This is a genomic window from Pseudoponticoccus marisrubri (genome assembly GCF_001482405.1).
GTDB classification, from domain to species: domain Bacteria; phylum Pseudomonadota; class Alphaproteobacteria; order Rhodobacterales; family Rhodobacteraceae; genus Pseudoponticoccus; species Pseudoponticoccus marisrubri.
Genome location: NZ_LPXO01000009.1, coordinates 143745 through 161052 on the forward strand (window position 1 = coordinate 143745; position 17308 = coordinate 161052).

17 protein-coding genes are annotated in these 17308 nt (G+C 68.8%); 12 read left to right on the plus strand and 5 right to left on the minus strand.

Going from position 1 to position 17308, the window contains the following annotated elements; translation table 11 throughout:
- Positions 1–37: 37 nt before the first annotated feature.
- Entirely contained in the window at positions 38–1033 is a 996-nt protein-coding gene (locus AVJ23_RS15030) for a Bug family tripartite tricarboxylate transporter substrate binding protein (RefSeq protein WP_169795946.1), read from the minus strand.
- Between the two features lie 143 nt (positions 1034–1176).
- Here AVJ23_RS15030 and AVJ23_RS15035 point away from each other — a divergent pair, with 143 nt between their 5' ends.
- From AVJ23_RS15035 to AVJ23_RS15085, 11 genes are all read left to right on the plus strand, one after another.
- A complete protein-coding gene (locus AVJ23_RS15035; protein ID WP_058863027.1) occupies positions 1177–2274 on the plus strand; it encodes an isocitrate/isopropylmalate dehydrogenase family protein in 1098 nt (365 codons plus the stop codon).
- The gene (locus AVJ23_RS15040; RefSeq protein WP_058863028.1) at positions 2271–3317 is read left to right on the plus strand and encodes a Gfo/Idh/MocA family protein; all 1047 of its coding nucleotides are present in this window, start codon (positions 2271–2273) and stop codon (positions 3315–3317) included. Before AVJ23_RS15035 ends, AVJ23_RS15040 begins: the two co-directional genes overlap by 4 nt.
- Entirely contained in the window at positions 3314–3991 is a 678-nt protein-coding gene (locus AVJ23_RS15045; protein ID WP_058863029.1) for a GntR family transcriptional regulator, read from the plus strand. Before AVJ23_RS15040 ends, AVJ23_RS15045 begins: the two co-directional genes overlap by 4 nt.
- Positions 3992–4080: 89 nt before the next feature.
- Entirely contained in the window at positions 4081–5061 is a 981-nt protein-coding gene (locus AVJ23_RS15050) for a substrate-binding domain-containing protein (protein ID WP_058863030.1), read from the plus strand.
- A gap of 110 nt (positions 5062–5171) precedes the next feature.
- Positions 5172–6140 (plus strand): TAXI family TRAP transporter solute-binding subunit, encoded by a 969-nt coding sequence (locus tag AVJ23_RS15055; protein WP_058863031.1) that lies wholly within the window; start codon positions 5172–5174, stop codon positions 6138–6140.
- Between the two features lie 76 nt (positions 6141–6216).
- Positions 6217–8121 (plus strand): TRAP transporter permease, encoded by a 1905-nt coding sequence (locus AVJ23_RS15060; RefSeq protein WP_058863032.1) that lies wholly within the window; start codon positions 6217–6219, stop codon positions 8119–8121.
- Between the two features lie 119 nt (positions 8122–8240).
- A complete protein-coding gene (hisD, locus tag AVJ23_RS15065) occupies positions 8241–9572 on the plus strand; it encodes a histidinol dehydrogenase (protein WP_058863033.1) in 1332 nt (443 codons plus the stop codon).
- Positions 9569–10324 carry an SDR family NAD(P)-dependent oxidoreductase gene (locus AVJ23_RS15070; RefSeq protein WP_058863034.1) on the plus strand — a complete coding sequence of 252 codons (756 nt, stop codon included), beginning with the start codon at positions 9569–9571 and terminating at the stop codon, positions 10322–10324. The genes hisD and AVJ23_RS15070 overlap by 4 nt, the downstream gene beginning before the upstream one ends.
- A 41-nt stretch (positions 10325–10365) precedes the next feature.
- Positions 10366–11076: an RraA family protein gene (locus tag AVJ23_RS15075; protein ID WP_058863035.1), complete on the plus strand. Its 711-nt coding sequence runs from the start codon at positions 10366–10368 to the stop codon at positions 11074–11076.
- Complete coding sequence (locus AVJ23_RS15080) at positions 11073–12044, plus strand: 2-hydroxyacid dehydrogenase (RefSeq protein ID WP_058863036.1); 972 nt, start codon at positions 11073–11075, stop codon at positions 12042–12044. The genes AVJ23_RS15075 and AVJ23_RS15080 overlap by 4 nt, the downstream gene beginning before the upstream one ends.
- Positions 12045–12141: 97 nt before the next feature.
- Entirely contained in the window at positions 12142–12897 is a 756-nt protein-coding gene (locus AVJ23_RS15085) for an HpcH/HpaI aldolase family protein (RefSeq protein WP_058863037.1), read from the plus strand.
- Positions 12898–12911: 14 nt separating this feature from the next.
- On the opposite strand, the gene AVJ23_RS15090 is transcribed toward AVJ23_RS15085, so the two are convergent.
- From AVJ23_RS15090 to AVJ23_RS15100, 3 genes are all read right to left on the minus strand, one after another.
- Positions 12912–13928 (minus strand): proline racemase family protein, encoded by a 1017-nt coding sequence (locus AVJ23_RS15090; protein WP_058863038.1) that lies wholly within the window; start codon positions 13926–13928, stop codon positions 12912–12914.
- 42 nt (positions 13929–13970) lie between these two features.
- Positions 13971–15212: an NAD(P)/FAD-dependent oxidoreductase gene (locus AVJ23_RS15095; RefSeq protein WP_058863039.1), complete on the minus strand. Its 1242-nt coding sequence runs from the start codon at positions 15210–15212 to the stop codon at positions 13971–13973.
- A 97-nt stretch (positions 15213–15309) separates the two neighbouring features.
- Positions 15310–16269, minus strand: coding sequence for a dihydrodipicolinate synthase family protein (locus AVJ23_RS15100; protein WP_058863040.1), 960 nt, complete (start codon positions 16267–16269; stop codon positions 15310–15312).
- Positions 16270–16365: 96 nt separating this feature from the next.
- Here AVJ23_RS15100 and AVJ23_RS15105 point away from each other — a divergent pair, with 96 nt between their 5' ends.
- On the plus strand, positions 16366–17007 hold the full coding sequence (locus AVJ23_RS15105; RefSeq protein WP_058863041.1) for a helix-turn-helix domain-containing protein: 642 nt from the start codon (positions 16366–16368) through the stop codon (positions 17005–17007).
- Between the two features lie 153 nt (positions 17008–17160).
- Here the strand turns inward: AVJ23_RS15105 and AVJ23_RS23500 are convergent.
- On the minus strand, positions 17161–17308 hold a 148-nt coding region (locus AVJ23_RS23500), incomplete at its 5' end, for an FCD domain-containing protein (RefSeq protein ID WP_157772680.1).

Below are 17308 nucleotides of genomic sequence, written 5' to 3' on the forward strand. Positions count from 1 at the left end.
CCGTGACGGGCCCCGACGATCGCGGGGCCGGCCCGTGTCAGGGCTTCTCGATGCCCAGCTCCTCGGGCATGACCTTGGCAGCGCCCAGGTCCTTGAGCGTGTAGGCAAAGGTGCTTTCCAGCGTCGAGAACAGCGCCTGCGCCTCTTCCCCGAACTGCCCGCCGATGTCATAGTTGTTGGCCACGGCCCAGTCTGCCACCGTGTCCGAGGCCATGGCCGCCTCGAATGCCTGCGCCAGGGTGGCCTTCACGTTATCCGAGGCCGAGTCATGCACGGCAAAGCCAATGGCCTGTTTCAGCGGCAGCACCTCGGCGAGGCCCGGGTAGCTGTCGAAGGCCGAGGGCACGGTCATGCCGGCGATCTCGGCGCTCTCGGCGGTCAGCATGGCCAATGGCTTCAGCTCGCCCCCCTCGATCAGCGGCGCCTGCTCGGCCAGCGAGGTCACGACCAGCGCCACCTCTCCGGCCAGCGCGGCCTCCTGCCCGGGGGCGGACCCCTTGTAGGGGATGAATTTGAAGCTGACATCGGCGCCCTGTTCCAACGCCAGAAGGTTCAGGTGGTGGATCGAGCCCGCCCCGCTGGCCGCCGCCGGGATGCTGCCCGGGTCGGCCTTGGCGGCCTCGACCAGGTCGGCCAGGCTGTCATGCGGGCTGTCGGCGGGGACCGAGATCAGGTCGGGCGAGCCGCCGACGATGAAGGGATACCAGTAGTCGAATGTCTTGTCCCAGCCGCCCTGCACCGCGGCGGTGACGTTGGATTCCGACAGGCCCACCAGCGTGTAGCCGTCATCGGGCTGGTTGGCGACATAGACCATGCCGTTCGATCCCGCGACGCCGCCGGTCTGGTTGATCACGTTGATCGAGACCGGCAGGTGCTTTTCCATCTCGGCCATGATCATGCGGTTGATCGTGTCGGTGCCGCCGCCCGCGCCCCAGACCACCGCCGTGGTGATGTCGCGATAGGGGTAGTCCTGCGCCGCCGCCGCGCCGCCCAGACCCGTGGTCAGGGCCAGCGCGGCCAATGTCTTCGTCATCGAAACCGTCATGTCGTCAATTCCTCCCGATTGGCTTTGCGTTGTTTATTGCGTAATTTTGTGTATGCATTAATAAACGCGCTGTCAACGCCCCGTGCCGCGGGGTGTCGGCGTTCCCGAACACAGAAGAGGCCCAGCCAGAGATGAACAGTACATTCGAAATCGCGGTGTTCGAGGGCGACGGCATCGGCCCCGAGATCACCGCGCCCACGGTCGCCCTGCTGAACCATTTGGCCGGCAAAGCCGGAGGCTATGACCTGCGCTTTGTCACCCTGCCCGCCGGGGCGGGGCATTATGCGCGCACGGGGGAATCGCTGCCGGCGGAGTCGCTGCGCCAGGCCGCGCAGGCCGACGCGATCCTGCTCTCGGCCATGGGTCTGCCGGATGTGCGCTATCCCGACGGGACCGAGATCTCGCCCCAGATCGAGCTGCGCATCGCCTTCGACCTGTTCGCCGGGGTGCGGCCGGTGCGCGTACGGCCGGGCCAGCCCGGCCCGCTGACTCTGCCTGAAGGGCGGGAGATCGACTTCGTACTGGTGCGCGAAAGCACCGAGGGGCTGTTCCACTCGATGGGCAAAGGCGAGGTGACCCGCGACGAGGCGCGCGAGACGCTGCGCATCACCCGCGACGTCTCGGAAAAGTTGTTCCGCTTCGCCTTCGACCTTGCAGCCACGCGCAAGCAGGCCGGGCGCGGGCCGGGACGGGTGACCTGTGTCGACAAGGCCAATGTCTTCCGCGCCTTCGCCTTCTTCCGCGGCATTTTCGACGAGATCGCGCAGGACTATCCCGATCTGACGGCGGATCACGCCTATGTCGACGCCACCGCGCTGTGGATGGTGCAGAAGCCGTGGGAGTTCGACGTGCTGGTGACCGAGAACATGTTCGGCGACATCCTCTCGGATCTGGGCGCCGGGCTGATGGGGGGCCTGGGCCTTGCGCCCTCGGCCGATATCGGGCTGCGGCAGGCGGTGTTCCAGCCCTGCCACGGCTCGGCCCCCGACATCGCGGGACAGGGCGCGGCCAACCCGCACGCGATGATCCTCTCGGCGGCGCTGATGCTGGACTGGCTGGGGATCCGGCACGAGAATGCCGAGATGCGCGCCGATGGCCGCCGCCTGCGCGAGGCGGTCGAAGCCGTGGTCGCGCGTGGCGACAGCCTGACCCGGGATCTTGGCGGCACGGCCGGCACGGCGGCGGCGGCCGAGGCGGTGCAGCGTGCGCTGGACGGCGCCCCGGCATGACCGCCGCGGCCCCCAGGACCCCGCTGCGCGTCGCGTGCATCGGCGCGGGCTATTTCGCCCGGTTCCACTATGACAGCTGGGCGCGCATGCCGGACGCCCAGACCGTCGCCGCCTGCGATCTCGACCGCGCGCGGGCCGAGGCGACCGGCCTGCCCGCCTATACCGATCCCGCGCGGATGCTGAGGGAGGTGGCGCCCGACCTGCTGGACATCATCCTGCCGCCGCAGGCCCATGCGGCGACGATCCGGCTGGCGCTGCGGGCCGGGGTGCGGCGGATCATTTGCCAGAAACCCTTCTGCGCCGATCTCGACGAGGCCCGTGCCGTCACCGCCGAGGCCGCGCCGGCCGGCGCGGTCATCGTCGTGCACGAGAATTTCCGCTTCCAGCCCTGGTACCGCGCGGTGAAATCCGCGCTGGAGGCCGGCGCGGTCGGCACGCTGCAGCAGGTGACCTTTCGCCTGCGCCCCGGCGACGGGCAGGGACCGCGCGCCTATCTCGACCGGCAGCCCTATTTCCAGCAGATGGAGCGCTTCCTGATCCACGAGACCGGCGTGCACTGGATCGACACGTTCCGCTGGCTTCTGGGCGACCCGACCCATGTCTATGCCGACCTGCGCCGGCTGAACCCTGCGATCCGCGGCGAGGATGCGGGGATCGTGCTGTTCGATTTCCCGGGCGGCGTGCGCGCGGTGTTCGACGGCAACCGCCACGTGGACCATGCCGCCGACAACCAGCGCCGCACCATGGGCGAGGCGCTGATCGAGGGCACCGGGGGCGTGCTGGAGATCGGCGGCGACGGCGCGGTGCGGCTGCGCCGGCATGGCAGCCTGACGCAGGAAGAACTGTTGCCGCCCGACCGGCATGACGGGTTCGGCGGCGATTGCGTCCATGCCTTGCAACGGCACGTGGTTTCGGCTTTTCTTTCGGATACGCCGCTCGAGAACACGGCGCGCGACTATCTGAGGGTGATCGAGATCGAACACGCCATCTATGCCTCTGCCGCCTCGGGACGGAAGTGCCCGCTGGAGCCTGTCGGCGCGTGAACGAGGCGCGCCGCAAGCCGATCTCCAACGCGCATCGCGCGGTTCTGCAACTGCGCGAGATGATCTTCTCGGGCGAGCTGGCCGCCGGGTCCGATCACCTCGAGACCGAACTGGCCGACCGGCTGGGCATGTCGCGCACCCCGGTGCGCGAGGCGGCGCTGCTGCTGGAAAGCCAGGGGTTGCTCGAGATGCGGCCGCGCAAGGGCGTGCGCATCCTGCCGGTCTCGGCCGAGGACATGCGCGAGGTCTATGACGTGCTGACCGAGCTTGAAAGCCTCGCCGCCGAGCGCGCGGCCGAGCGCGGGCTGACCGAGCAGGACCTTGCCGCGCTGCACGCCGCGATCGACGACATGGAGCGCGCGATTTCCGCGGATGACCTCGAGGCCTGGGCCGCGGCGGATGACCGGTTCCACGCCGAGCTGGTCCGGCTGGGCGGCAATTCCCGCATCCGCATGATCGTCGCGATGATGAGCGACCAGGTGCGCCGGGCCAAGGCCTCCACCCTGTTCCTGCGCCCGGTGCCGGTAAAGTCGAACGAGGATCACCGCGCGGTCTATGCCGCCATCCTCGCCGGTGACCCCGCCACCGCCCGCCGCATCCATCGCAACCACCGCCGACAGGCGCGCGACGTGCTGACCGGCATCCTTGAACAGATGCGGCTGCGCACCTTGTGACCGGCGGTTGCGTGAGGGTTTCGTGAAAAGATGCCCGCGACAGTGTGAAAAGTTTTCACGGCGCGGAGAATCGCCCTAGGGTCCGGGGCATGAAAAAGGTCACTGCCAAGGATGTCGCCGCGGCTGCCGGTGTCTCGGTCTCTGCCGTGTCGCGGGCGTTCCGGCCCGATGCGCCGCTCTCGGAGGCCAAGCGGAAGGCCGTCTTCTCGGCCGCGACCCGGCTGGGCTATGTCAGCAGCACCGACAAGCTGTTGTCGCGGCAGGCCACCAACACCATCGCCATGGTGGTCAGCGAGATGCAGAACCCGTTCTACCCCATCGCGGTGGACCATCTCGTGGGGCAATTGGCCGAGCGTGGGCTGAAGGCCATCGTGCATGTCGTCACCTCGGCGGACGAGATCGACACGATCATGCGGCAGGTGCTGGATTTCCGGACCGAGGGCGTGATCCTGGCCAGTTCCACCATGTCGTCGCAGCTGGCGCGCTCCTGCCGCGAAAACGGTCTGCCGGCGGTCCTGCTGAACCGCGTGCAGCCGGATAGTTCCATGATGGCCGTGTGTTGCGACAATTACGGCGGGGCGCGGCAGATTGCCGGGCGGTTCCTGTCGGGCGGGCGGCAGCGCATCGCCTTTGTCGGCGGGCGGCGCGACACCTCCACCCATCTCGAACGGATGCGCGGCTTTCGCGACGCGCTGGAAGAGGCGGGTCAGGGCATGGCCCATGCGCTGGACGGCGCTTTCGACTACCAGAAGGCCTTTGCCGCGGGGCAGGAGCTGCTGACCCGGCGCCCGCTGCCCGATGCCGTGTTCTGTGCCAATGACATCATGGCCGTCGCGGTGCTGGACGCGGCGCGCGGCAAGGGGGTGCGGGTGCCCGACGACATCGCCGTGATCGGCTTCGACGACATTCCCATGGCCGCCTGGGAGGCCTACCGCTTGACCACGATGCGCCAGCCGCTGCGGCGGATGCTGCATCAGGCAGTCGAGATCATCACCAGCGCCGGCGCCGAGCTCGACTCGGGCGACATCCGTATCCTGCCCGGCGAGATGATGGTCCGGGACAGCGGATAGTGAAAAAATTTCAACGCCCCTGACGAATCTTGCAAAGGTGCGCGGTTCTGTGGCTCCTCGCATGTCATGCGCCCAAATTCCGGGCGATGGATGATTATGGGAGGACCCTCATGAACCTGCGTACCCTGCTGTCCACGGCTGTCGTTGCGGTTGCCGGACTGGCCACCGCCGTGCCCGCGCTTGCGGAAACCCGGCTGGCCTTCGGAGCCACCAACTCGCAAAGCGCGCATTATGCCTATTTCGCGGCGCTGTCGAAAATCGTGAACGACGCCTATCCCGACACCTACCAGGCCTCGGTCGTCGAGACCGGCGCGACGGTCGACAACCTCAAGCGCATGGCGCGCGACCAGCTGGATATCGGCCTGATCACCACCTCGACCCTGTACCATGCCTATAATGGCGTGAAGTCCTTCGACGGCCGCCCGGTCGAATCCAAGCTGCTCTGGGCCTATTCGCTGGCGCCGCAGAACGTCGTGGTGCGCCGTGATTCCGGCATCACCGAACTGGCCGATATCGACGGTCAGAAATTCGGCCCCGGCATGCGCGGCTCCTCGACCGAGGCGACGGCGCTGGAAGTGTTCGACCTGCTGGACATCGAGCCCGACTGGGTGCGCGGCACCAATGGCGAGCTGGCCAATGCGATCAAGGACGACCGCTCCGAGGGCTTCGTGAAAAGCGCCGTGGGCACCTCCTTCGACGCGCTGACCACCGATATCGCGGCCTTCACCCCGCTGCAGGTGCTGGGCATCAGCGACGAACAGGAAGCGGCGATCCGCGAGACCCTGCCCGAGCTGTCGATCGTCGAGATGCCGGGCGGCGAGATGGAGAACTCGGGCCCCTACACCGTCTGGGGCTTCATGATCGGCGTCTCGGCACGCCCGAACATGGACGAGCAGACCGCCTATGACATCACCAAGGCGGTGATGGAGAACATGGCCGAGCAGGAAGCGGCCTTCCCCGCGGTGCAGGGCCAGAACCTGCCCGAGCTGACCCTGCAATACGCGACCAGCCCGCTGCACCCGGGCGCGATCCGCTACTACGAGGAAATCGGTCTGACCGTTCCGGATCACCTGAAGTGATCTGACAGACCTGACACGGGCGGGGCGGCGACACGCGGCCCCGCCTTCACGCCTTCCTCAGCCCAGAGGTGCCGAGATGACTGACCTCCCGTTCCTGACCAAGATCCGCCACGCGGCCATCGCGGCGCTGGCCGTTCTGCTGGGGGCCTTCGTGTTCTACACGTCCTTCAACGGGCCCTTCGAGTCGCTGGTGCAGCGATCGCTCTTCGTGATGACCATCGCCACGCTGGCGGTGCTGATGCATCCGCTCTTCGCGGGTAGCCGCTGGCGACCGCTGGGCATGGCGATCGATGCCGGGATGGTGGCCATGGTGACGGTCTCGGGCACCTACATCATCGGCAATTACGAGACCATCATGAACGACCTGCCCTGGGCCACGCCCCGGGACAGCGTGATGGCCTTCGGCACCCTGCTCTGCGTGCTGGAGCTGGCGCGGCGCACCTCGAACTGGGTGTTCCCGCTGATCGTGCTGGCCGCCGTGGCCTATGCCTATTTCGGCTACCTGATCCCCGGGCAGTTCGGCCATCGCGGCTTCGACATGGGCTACCTGACCGAGATCATCTTCCTGTCCGACCGCGGGCTCTGGGGGATGCTGGTCAACGTGGCCTCGACGACGCTGGCGGCCTTCGTTCTGTTCGGCGCGATCCTGCTGCACACCGGCGCGGGCGAGACCTTCTTCGACCTGTCCGCGCGTTTGGGCGGGTCGCGCCCGGGCGGTGCCGCCAAGATCGCCACCTTCGCCTCGGGCTTCTTCGGCGCGATCAACGGCTCGACCGTGGCCAATGTCGCGACCACCGGCAACTTCACCATCCCGCTGATGAAGCGCCTGAACTACCCGCCCGCCTATGCCGGCGCGGTCGAGGCCATCGCCTCGACCGGCGGGCAGCTGGCGCCGCCGATCATGGGCACCGCGGCCTTCGTCATGGCCGAGCTCGTGGGCGTCAATTACTGGGCCATCGCCCTGGCCGGCGTGGTGCCCGCGCTGCTGTTCTACCTTGGCATCTATTCCACCGTGCACGTGATCGCGCGCCGGCAGAGCTTCCGCCCCGTGGGCGCCGACGACCTGCCCGACTGGCGCGGCGCCATGAGCTTCACCCGGCTGGCGCCCATCGCGGCCGGGCTTGGCGGGCTGGCCTTCGGCGTGATCAACGGCAACTCGGTCGAGCTGACCGCCTGCTACGGGATGATCGCCATGCTGGTTGCCGTGCTGGTCGCGCGCATCGCCGGCGGCGAGGATCCGCGCGCCGTGCTGGGCATCATCCTGCGCGCGCTCGAGGCGGGCGGCAAGGGCGTCGTCATCGTGGGCATCCTGCTGGTCGGCGCACAGGTCTTTGTCGCCATGATCAACCTGACCGGCTTCGGCGTCGCCGTGACCTCGGCCGTGCTGGCCATCGGCCAGGGCCAGATCTGGCTGATCGCCGGGCTGATGGCGATCGTCTGCCTGATCGCCGGCATGGGCCTGCCGACCTCGGCCGCCTATGTCATGGTCGCCGCGGTCTTTGCGCCGGCGCTGATCCAGCAGGGAATCGACCCGCTGGTGGTGCACATGTTCGTGCTGTATTACGCGGCGCTTTCGGTCATCACGCCGCCGGTCTGCCTGGGCGTGTTCGTCGCCTCGACCATCGCGCAGGCGCCCTGGATGAAGGTCGCGGTCGAGACGCTGCGCCTTGGCGCCACGGCCTATGCGCTGCCCATGCTGTTCCTTGCCTATCCCGGCATGCTGGGCGGCGGAGGGGCCGAGGGGATCGCCCGCGCGGTCATCTCCGGCACGGTCTTTGCCCTGGGGGTCGCGCATCTTCTGGGCGGGGCGCGCCTGCCCTGGGGGTCGCTGTCGCGCATCCTCTGGGCGGTGCCGGTCGTGCTGGCCCTGATGCCGCCGTGGTGGGCGACGCTGGGCGGCGCGGTGCTGGTCGCGGGGCTGATCCTGCTGTCGCGCCAGGCCACCGACGCGCATGACCGCGAGACCCTGCAACCGGCCTGACCCCCTGCATCGGGGCGCTGCGCCCCGATCATCCAACGCATTTCGACGGCCCCGCACCGACGGGCGGGGCCGCGCCTGACCCCACGCGGCTGGGACATCAATCGAGAGGAGATATCGACATGGCCATCACCTACCTGAAACGTGGCAAGCCCGAAGCCGACCGCGCCGAGGATGACGCCAAGACCGCCGCCATCGTGGCCTCGACGCTCAAGGATATCGAGCAGCGCGGCGATGCCGCCGTGCGAGAGCTGGCCGTCAAGTTCGACAAGTATGACCGCGAGACCTATCGCCTGACCGAGGCCGAGATCGAGGCGATCATCGCCAAGGTCAGCCCGCAGGACCTGGCCGACATCAAGTTCGCGCAGGAGCAGGTCAAGACCTTCGCGCAGGCGCAGCGCGACTCGATGCTCGACATCGAGGTCGAGACCATGCCGGGCGTGATCCTCGGCCACAAGAACATCCCCGTGCAGTCGGTCGGCTGCTACGTGCCCGGCGGCAAGTTCCCCATGGTCGCCTCGGCGCACATGTCCGTGGCCACTGCCAAGGTGGCCGGCGTGCCGCGCATCGTGGCCTGCACGCCCCCCTTCAACGGCGAGCCGAACCCCGGCGTGATCGCCGCGATGCATCTGGGCGGCGCCGACGAGATCTACGTGCTGGGCGGCATCCAGGCCGTGGGCGCCATGGCCATCGGCACCGAGACGATCGACCCCGTGCACCTGCTGGTGGGGCCTGGCAACGCCTTCGTCGCAGAGGCCAAGCGCCAGCTCTTCGGCCGTGTCGGCATCGACCTCTTCGCCGGCCCGACCGAGACCATGGTCATCGCAGACGAGAGTGCCGCCGACGCGGAACTCTGCGCCACCGACCTGCTGGGCCAGGCCGAGCATGGCTATAACAGCCCCTGCGTGCTGCTGACCAATTCCGAGAAACTGGCCCGCGAGACCCTGACCGAGATCGACCGTCTCCTCGACATCCTGCCCACCGCAGGCACTGCCAAGGTGTCCTGGGAGGATTATGGCGAGGTCATCGTCTGCGACACCTATGACGAGATGCTGGCCGTCGCCGATGACATTGCCAGCGAGCACGTGCAGGTCATGACCGACCGCGACGACTGGTTCCTCGACAACATGACCTGCTACGGCGCGCTGTTCCTCGGCCCGCGCACCAACGTGGCCAATGGCGACAAGGTGATCGGCACCAACCACACCCTGCCCACCAAGAAGGCGGGGCGCTACACGGGCGGGCTCTGGGTCGGCAAGTACCTGAAGACCCACAGCTACCAGAAGGTGACCACGGACGAGGCCGCCGCCCGGATCGGCGCCTATGGCTCGCGGCTCTGCCTGCTCGAGGGTTTTGTCGGCCATGCCGAGCAATGCAATGTCCGCGTGCGCCGCTATGGCAGCGTGAACGTGCCCTATGGCGAGGCGGCCTTCCTGCCCGAGGCGGCGGAATGAGCCTGCCGCGCACGCCCTCGTTGCGCCTCGATGGCAAGCGCGCGCTTGTCACCGGGGCCTCCTCGGGCATCGGCCAGGCCTGCGCCGTGGCGCTGGCCGAGGCCGGCGCCCATGTCGTCTGCGCCGCGCGCGGCCGCGACCGGCTGGACTGGACCGTGGCCGAAATGCAGGAAGAGGGCTGGTCGGCCGAGGCGCTGGCGTTGGATATCGGCGATCTCGACGCGATGAGCGTGGCGCTGGACGGCCAGCGCTTCGATATCGTGGTGAACTCTGCCGGGCTGGCCCGGCACACGCCCGCGCTGGAGACCACGCCCGAGGATTACGATGCGGTCATGGGCGTCAACCTGCGCGCCGCCTATTTCCTGTCGGTCGCGGCGGCGAAAGGCATGGCCGGGATCGGTGGCTCGATCATCCATGTCAGCAGCCAGATGGGCCATGTCGGCGGCATCGACCGCGCCGTCTACTGCGCCTCGAAACACGGGCTGGAAGGCATGATCAAGGCCATGGCCATCGAGTGGGGTCCGCAGCGGATCCGCATCAACTCGATCTGCCCGACCTTCATCCGCACGCCCCTCGGCGAGCAGACGCTTGCCAATCCCGAGCGGCGGAAGTGGATCGAGGAGAAGATCAAGCTGGGCCGCGTCGGCGAGGTCGAGGATGTCATGGGGGCGGTGCTCTACCTCGCCTCCGGGGCCTCGGCGCTGGTCACCGGCACCTCGCTGCTGATAGACGGCGGCTGGACGGCGGATTGAGCCCGGCCGTCACACCCCACGCGACTAGGGAGATTGCCGCCATGGCTGACACCCCGCTTCCCGACGACCTGCTGGCGCTGTTGCGCGAGGTCGACACACCCACCGTCTGCAATGCCATCGAGGTGGCGCAGGGAAAACGCGGGTTCAACCGCTTCACCCGCGGCACCATGCAGCATTCCCGTCCCGGCGACCCGGCCATCGTGGGCTTTGCCCGCACGGCGCGGATCTCGGGGCTGGCCCCGCCGACCGAGCCGCCCGAGGTCATCCGCGCGCGCCGGATGGACTATTTCCGGTCGATGGCCGGGGGGCAGGGGCCGACCGCGGCGGTGGTCGAGGACGTGGACTATCCCAACTGCATCGCCGGCTGGTGGGGCGAGGTGCATGTCGCCGTGCACAAGGGGCTGGGCCTGGCGGGCGCCGTCACCAATGGCGTGCTGCGCGATCTCGACGTGATCGACGAAGGCTTCCCGGTGCTGGCGGGCTCCATCGGGCCCAGCCACGGCTACGTACACGTGGTCGAGATCGGCACCGAGGTCAGCGTGATGGGCATAAAGGTCCAGCAGGGCGAGCTGATCCATGCCGACCGTCACGGCGCGCTGGTCATCCCCGCCGAGGTCATCCCCGATCTGAAGCGCGCGATCGAGACCGTCATCGCCAGCGAGGCCATCGTGCTGGGCCCGGCCCGCGAACCCGGCTTCGACATCGACAGGCTGGAAGAGGTCTGGGCCGAATTCGAGGCGGCCCGCACATGAGCGCGCAAACAGACAGACCGCGGATCCTCGTGACCCGCAAGCTGACCGAGGCCGCGGAACAGCGCCTTGCCACGCGGTTCGACGTGCAGTTCAATGCCTCCGACACGCCGATGAGCGCCGAGGCCCTGACCCAAGCCATGCGCGACTTCGACGCGCTGGTGCCCACCGTCAGCGACCGGATCACCGGCGAGATGCTGCGGACCGAGGGCCGGCGCGTGCGCATGATCGCCAATGTCGGCGTAGGTTTTTCCAATATCGACGTGGCCACCGCGCAGGAGCTGGGCGTCGCGGTCTCCAACACGCCCGACGTGCTGACCGATGCCACCGCCGATATCGCGCTGCTGCTGATCCTCGCCAGCACGCGCCGCGCCTATGCTGCTGAAAAGACCCTGCGCGACGGCGCGTGGACGGGCTTTTCCGTCGTGGACGGGCTGGGCACCAGCATCCAGGGCAAGGTGCTGGGCATCATCGGCATGGGGCGCATCGGGCAGGCGACGGCGAAACGGGCCGCCGCAGGTTTCGGCATGGAGGTGGTGTTCTACAACCGCTCGGACCCAGGCGCGCTGAGCTTTCCGGCCCGGCGGCTGGACAGCATCGACGCGGTGATGCAGGCGGCGGACGTGGTCTCGGTCCATGTGCCCGGGGGTGGCGCTGCGCCGCTGGTCACGGCAGAGCACATCGCGCAGATGAAACCCTCGGCCCATCTGGTGAACACGGCCCGCGGCGACAGCATTGACCAGGCGGCGCTGGTCGCGGCCCTGCAGTCGGGTCGCATCGCGGGGGCGGGGCTCGACGTCTTCGCCGATGAGCCGCATGTGCCCGAGGCGCTGCGCGCCATGGACACGGTCACCCTGCTGCCGCATGTGGGATCGGCCACCCAGGAGGTGCGCACCGCGATGGGCCTGCTGGCGGCCGACAATCTCGAGGCCTTCTTTGCCGGGCGGGATCTTCCCTGCCGGGTGGCCTGACAGGCTTGACCGCACGCGCGGGTGGCAGGACCCTGCCGCCCGGATGGCAGATCGCAGGCGGCCCCGGCGGGGCCGCGCTACTCCGGAAGGACCGAAGATGAGCACATTCAAGCAACGCATGGCCTCGGGCGAGATCCTGGCCGGAACCTTTCTCAAGACCCCGGCCCACGAGATGATCGAGGTGCTGGCCAAATCCCGGCTGGATTTCGTCTGCCTCGACGCCGAACACGCGCCCTTCGACCGGGCGCGCATGGATGCCTGCCTTGCCGTGGCCCGCGCGCTCGACTTCCCGGTGCTGGTCCGCCTGCCGGCGGGCACGCCGTCGGAGGTGCTCAAGGCGCTGGACAGCGGCGCGGTGGGCGTCGTCGTCCCGCATGTGGACAGCGTCGACAAGGCGCGCGAGATCGCCCGCGCCGCGCGGTTCGGAGAGGGTGGCCGCGGCTATGCTGGCTCGACCCGCTGGGCCGGTTTCGCCACCCGCCCGATGAAGGACGTGCTGCAGCAGAGCCTCGACGAAACCATCGTGATCGCCCAGATCGAGGAGCCCGCCGGCGTCACCGCTGCCGCCGAGATCGCCGCGGTGGACGGGATCGACGGGCTCTTCGTCGGCCCGGCCGATCTGGCCGTCTGCTACGGCAAGACCGACATGTCCGACCCGCAGGTGCGCGAGGCGATGCGCCAGACCGGCGCCGTGGCGCGGGATGCGGGCAAGGCCTTCATGACCTTTGCCGCCAATGCCGGCGCCGCGCCCGCGCTGAAGGAGATGGGGGTGACCATGTTCTTCATCGGCTCGGAACACGCTTTCATGCTGGGCGGCGCCAATGCCGAGGCTGATGCGCTGAAAGCTGGCTAGACGCGCCCGGCCCTTCACGCGCCCCAGGTGTCGGACAGGGTGAAACCCTGCGGGAACGGGTCGGACGGGTCCAGCCCGATCTGCGTCATCGCATGGATCCAGGACTGGCCCGACACCCGGTTGCGGATGGCGGGCAAATTGCCAACCTGCGTCTCCTCCACCAGCTCGGTCACGAATTCGCTGCCGATGAGCGAACGCGAGACCATCCGGTCGCCGGGGCGCATATGCCCGGCCGCGTGCTGTGCCGCCATCTCGGCATTGGAGCCGGTCCCGCAGGGCGAGCGGTCCACCCGCCCGGGGCGCATGGTGGTGCAGGTTCGCAGCGCGCCATCCGCATCGCGGCCGCGGAACATGACGTAGGCCAGCCCGTCCAGCTCGGGCACGGTCGGGTGCCGCGCGGCGCAGTCCGGCGCGATCTGCTTGTGCAGCGTGATCCCCGCCATAGCCAGCGCGCGCGCATTGCCGGGAACAAGGTCCAGCCCCAGCGCCGCCGCATCGACCAGCGCATAGAACACTCCGCCGAAACACATGTCATAGGTGATGCGCCCGAACTCCGGTGTACCGAGCGTCGCGCCCCGCGCGGTCACGAAGGCCGGCGGCATGTCGAGCGTCACGCGGAGGACCTTACCCTCGGCACAGGCACAGGTGGCGCGCACCAGCCCCGCGGCCGTGTCGAGGCATACCACGGTCTCGGGCTCCCGCATCGGGATCATGCCGGTCTCGAGCAGGGCGGTGGCCGTACACATGGCATTCGACCCCGACATGGCATGCGCCTGGTCGGGTTGCAGGATGATCAGCCCGACATCCGCCTCTGGCCGTGTCGCGGGCACCAGCAGGCAGAACGACCCCGCCGGGCCCGAGCGCGGCTCAGAACACAGAAACCGGCGCAGGCTGTCATCGACCGTGTTCAGGTGGTGCAGCTTGGCTGCCATCGTGTCGCCGGGTACGTTCAGCAGGCCCCCGGTGATCACCCGTCCGATCTCGCCCGCGCAATGCACGTCGACGGTCTGAAGCGTTCGTGTCCAGCGCATGGCGCTCCTCCTGTTTCATGCGGCAGCACCGTGTGCGCCCTGTCAGAACCGGTCGACGCGGTAGGGGTGCAGGTCCAGCTCGGGCGTCTCGCCCCGGATCAGCTGCCCCATCAGCCGCGCGCAGGTGGCGGCCTGCGTCAGGCCGAGATGCCCATGCCCGGTGGCATAGAAGACGCCCGGTGTTTTGGCCGAGGCCGACATGATCGGCACGGTATCGGGCAGGGCGGGGCGGTGGCCCATCCACTCGGTGACCTCTCCGACGGCCAGGTTGGGCAGGGCGCTGCGGGCATGGCGGACCGTGACCCTCGCGCGTCGGTAATCCGGGGCCGCCTCGAGCCCGGCCATCTCGACCGTGCCGCCGACGCGCAGCCCCCCGGCGGTGGGCGTGATCATGAAGCCGCGCGCCGGCCAGATGAGCGCGTGGCGCAGCGCGATGCCCGGCTGCGCGATCTGCGTGTGATAGCCGCGCTCGGTCTCCAGCGGGATCGGCTCGCCCAGCTGGCGCGACAGCGCGCCCGTATGGGCCCCGGCGCAGAGCACGACCTCATCCGCCGCGTGCCGCGTCCCGTCCTCCAGCCGGACGGACTCGATCCGCGTGCTGCGCTCGAACCCGGCAACCCGGCCGCGCAGGACCGTGCCGCCCAGCTCTTCGAGGCGCGTCACCAGCCGGGTGACATAGCGGTGGGGATCATCGATCGAGCGGTTCTCGGGCAGGAGCACCGCCTTGCCGATCCCCGGGCCGATCTCGGGCTCGCGCGCCTGCAGCGCGTCGCGGTCCAGCACCTCGTGGGCAAAGCCGAACCGTTCCAGCAACGCAAGGTGATCGCGATCGGCGCGGAACGCGGCCTCGTCGGCGTAGAGCGCGAGGCAGCCCGTTTCGGACAGCGCCTCCGGGGCGCCGATCGCGTGCAGCAGCGCCTGCGTGTCCGACAGAGCCCGTTCGCAGAGCGCCGCGCCCGCCGCCTCCAGCGCGCGCAACCGGCGTGGGCGGCCGGCGGCAAGGAAGCGCAGGAACCACGGCATCAGCCGCGGCAGGGCGCGTGGGCGGACCGTCACCGGCCCCTCGGGATCCAGCAGCCAGCCGGGGATCTGCCTCCAGACCGACGGGCGCGAGGCGGGCAGGAACTCGGTCACCGCGATCGAGGCCATGTTGCCATAGGACGCCCCGCGCCCGGGTGCGTCCCGGTCGACCAGCGTGACCTGCCGGCCGCGCCGTTGCAACTCATGCGCGATGGCCGCCCCGATGACGCCCGCGCCGACCACGATGGTTCCTGCCTGGCTCACATGCGCCTCGCCTGAAGTGAGGGGGACGGTGGGACCGGAGGCCGCTTCCGTCAAGACATCTCGCGGATCGATCGCGCGGCCCGCTGCGATCCGCGACCTAGAGGCATTCGGCGATCGCGCCGCCCTGCTGCGACCAGCGGGCGAACCAGCGGTTGAACTTGTGGAACTGCGCCTCGCAGAAGCCGGCCTGCGAGGGTGAGAGCGCGTCGGTCTCGTTGATGTTGAGACGATAGGCCTCTTCGCCTTTCAGGGTCATCATGTGCTTGAAATAGAGCACCAGATCCACGCCTTCGTCGAATTTCGCCAACACCGCGAAGGCCTCGGACAGTTCGCGGGCGCGCTGGTCGGCCTCGGGGCAGCCCTCTGCCGCGCGGCGCGACAGGGCGACCTGCAGCAGCGTCTCGCGCGGGAAGATCGTGCCGATGCCCGTGACCGCGCCGACCGCCCCGTAATTCACGAACCCGCTATAGACCTCGGTATCGACGCCCACGAGCAGCAGGACATCGTCATTCTGCGAGGTGATGTATTCCGCGGCATAGGCCAGGTCTGCCTTGCCGCCGAACTCCTTGAACCCGACCAGGTTGGGGTGCTCGGCGCGCAGTTGGAAGAACAGCTCGGCCCGCGTGGCATAGCCGTAATGCGGGCTGTTGTAGATGATCGCCGGGATATCGGGTGCGGCAGAGAGGATGGCCTTGAAGTGATTGCGTTGCGCCGCCTCGGACTGGCCGCGCGACAGCACGCGCGGGATCACCATCAGCCCGGCCGCCCCGATCCGTTGCGCATGGGCGGCATGGGCCACGGCCGCGCGGGTGTTGATCGCGCCGGTGCCGACGACGACCGGCACGCCGGCCTCGGTCAGGCGCGCCACGCCGTCCTGTCGCTGTGCATCGGTCAGCAGCGGCCAGTCCCCGCAGGAGCCGCAATAGACCACGCCCGACATGCCGACCGCGATCATCTCCTGCCCCTTGCGCACCAGCGCGTCGAGATCCGGCTGCCGCTCCGGCGTGCAGGGGGTCAGCAGCGCGGGGATGGTTCCGCGAAAGACGTCGCTGTTCATGGGATCCTCCGGCAAGGGGCGGGTGCGGATGCTGGTCTGTTGAGTCAGGTGTGGGACGTACTATAATAATGCAAAAATGGTAAGAAAAGAAAAATCATGGTCGAAAACGAAAAGCTTGCCCCGGGTGACACCCCACCCTCGGAGGAGGACTGGGAGGTCGAGCGCAAGCGCCTGCGCGCCGAGCTCGGCGCCCGGATGAAGGCGGTGCGTCAGTCCGGCGGCCTGACGCTCGATGCTGCCGCGCAGGCCACCGGGCTGGCGCTGTCGACGATCCACAAGATCGAGAACGGGCGCGCCTCGCCCAGTTACGAGAACCTTGTGCGCATCGCCCGGGGCTACGGGGTCAGCCTCGAACAGCTCTACGCGGCCGATCATGACAGCCGGCAGACCACCCGGATGACCGTCACCCGCGCAGGCGAGGGCGCCCCGGTCCGCGTGACGGGCTATCGCTCCGAGGTGCTGTGCAACGCGCTGACCGACAAGAAGATCATCCCGCTTGTCGCGCGGATCGACCGGCGCGCGCCCTACGCCCCGGAGGAGCTGCAATCCCATGCCGGCGAAGAGACGCTCTACGTGCTCTCCGGCCGGATCGAGCTGGTCGTGGAGCATTACAAGCCGGTCGTGCTCGAGCCCGGTGATTGCGCCTATTTCGACAGCACCCTCGCCCACGGGCTGCGCGCGCTCGACGACACCGAGGCGGTCGTCTTCTGGGCCGGCACCCAGTTCGACGTGGACTAGGGATGCCGGGACCAGCGTCCCCCCGGGACGGCACCCAGTTCGACGTGGACTAGGGATGCCGGGACCAGCGTCCCCCCGGGACGGCACCCACGGGATCGAGGGCTACCTGCAGAAGCGCACCGTCTACCAGGCGTATTGACGGCCCCGATCGGCTCAGACGTCGCCGAAGGTCTCGCGCACCTGCGCCCAGGCGCGGTCCAGGTGGTCGCGCAGGCAGGTCTCGGCGGCGTCGGGGTCGCGCATCAGGATCGCCTCGAAGATCGCCGCATGCGCCTCGTAATTGGCGCGGTTGCGGTCGGGC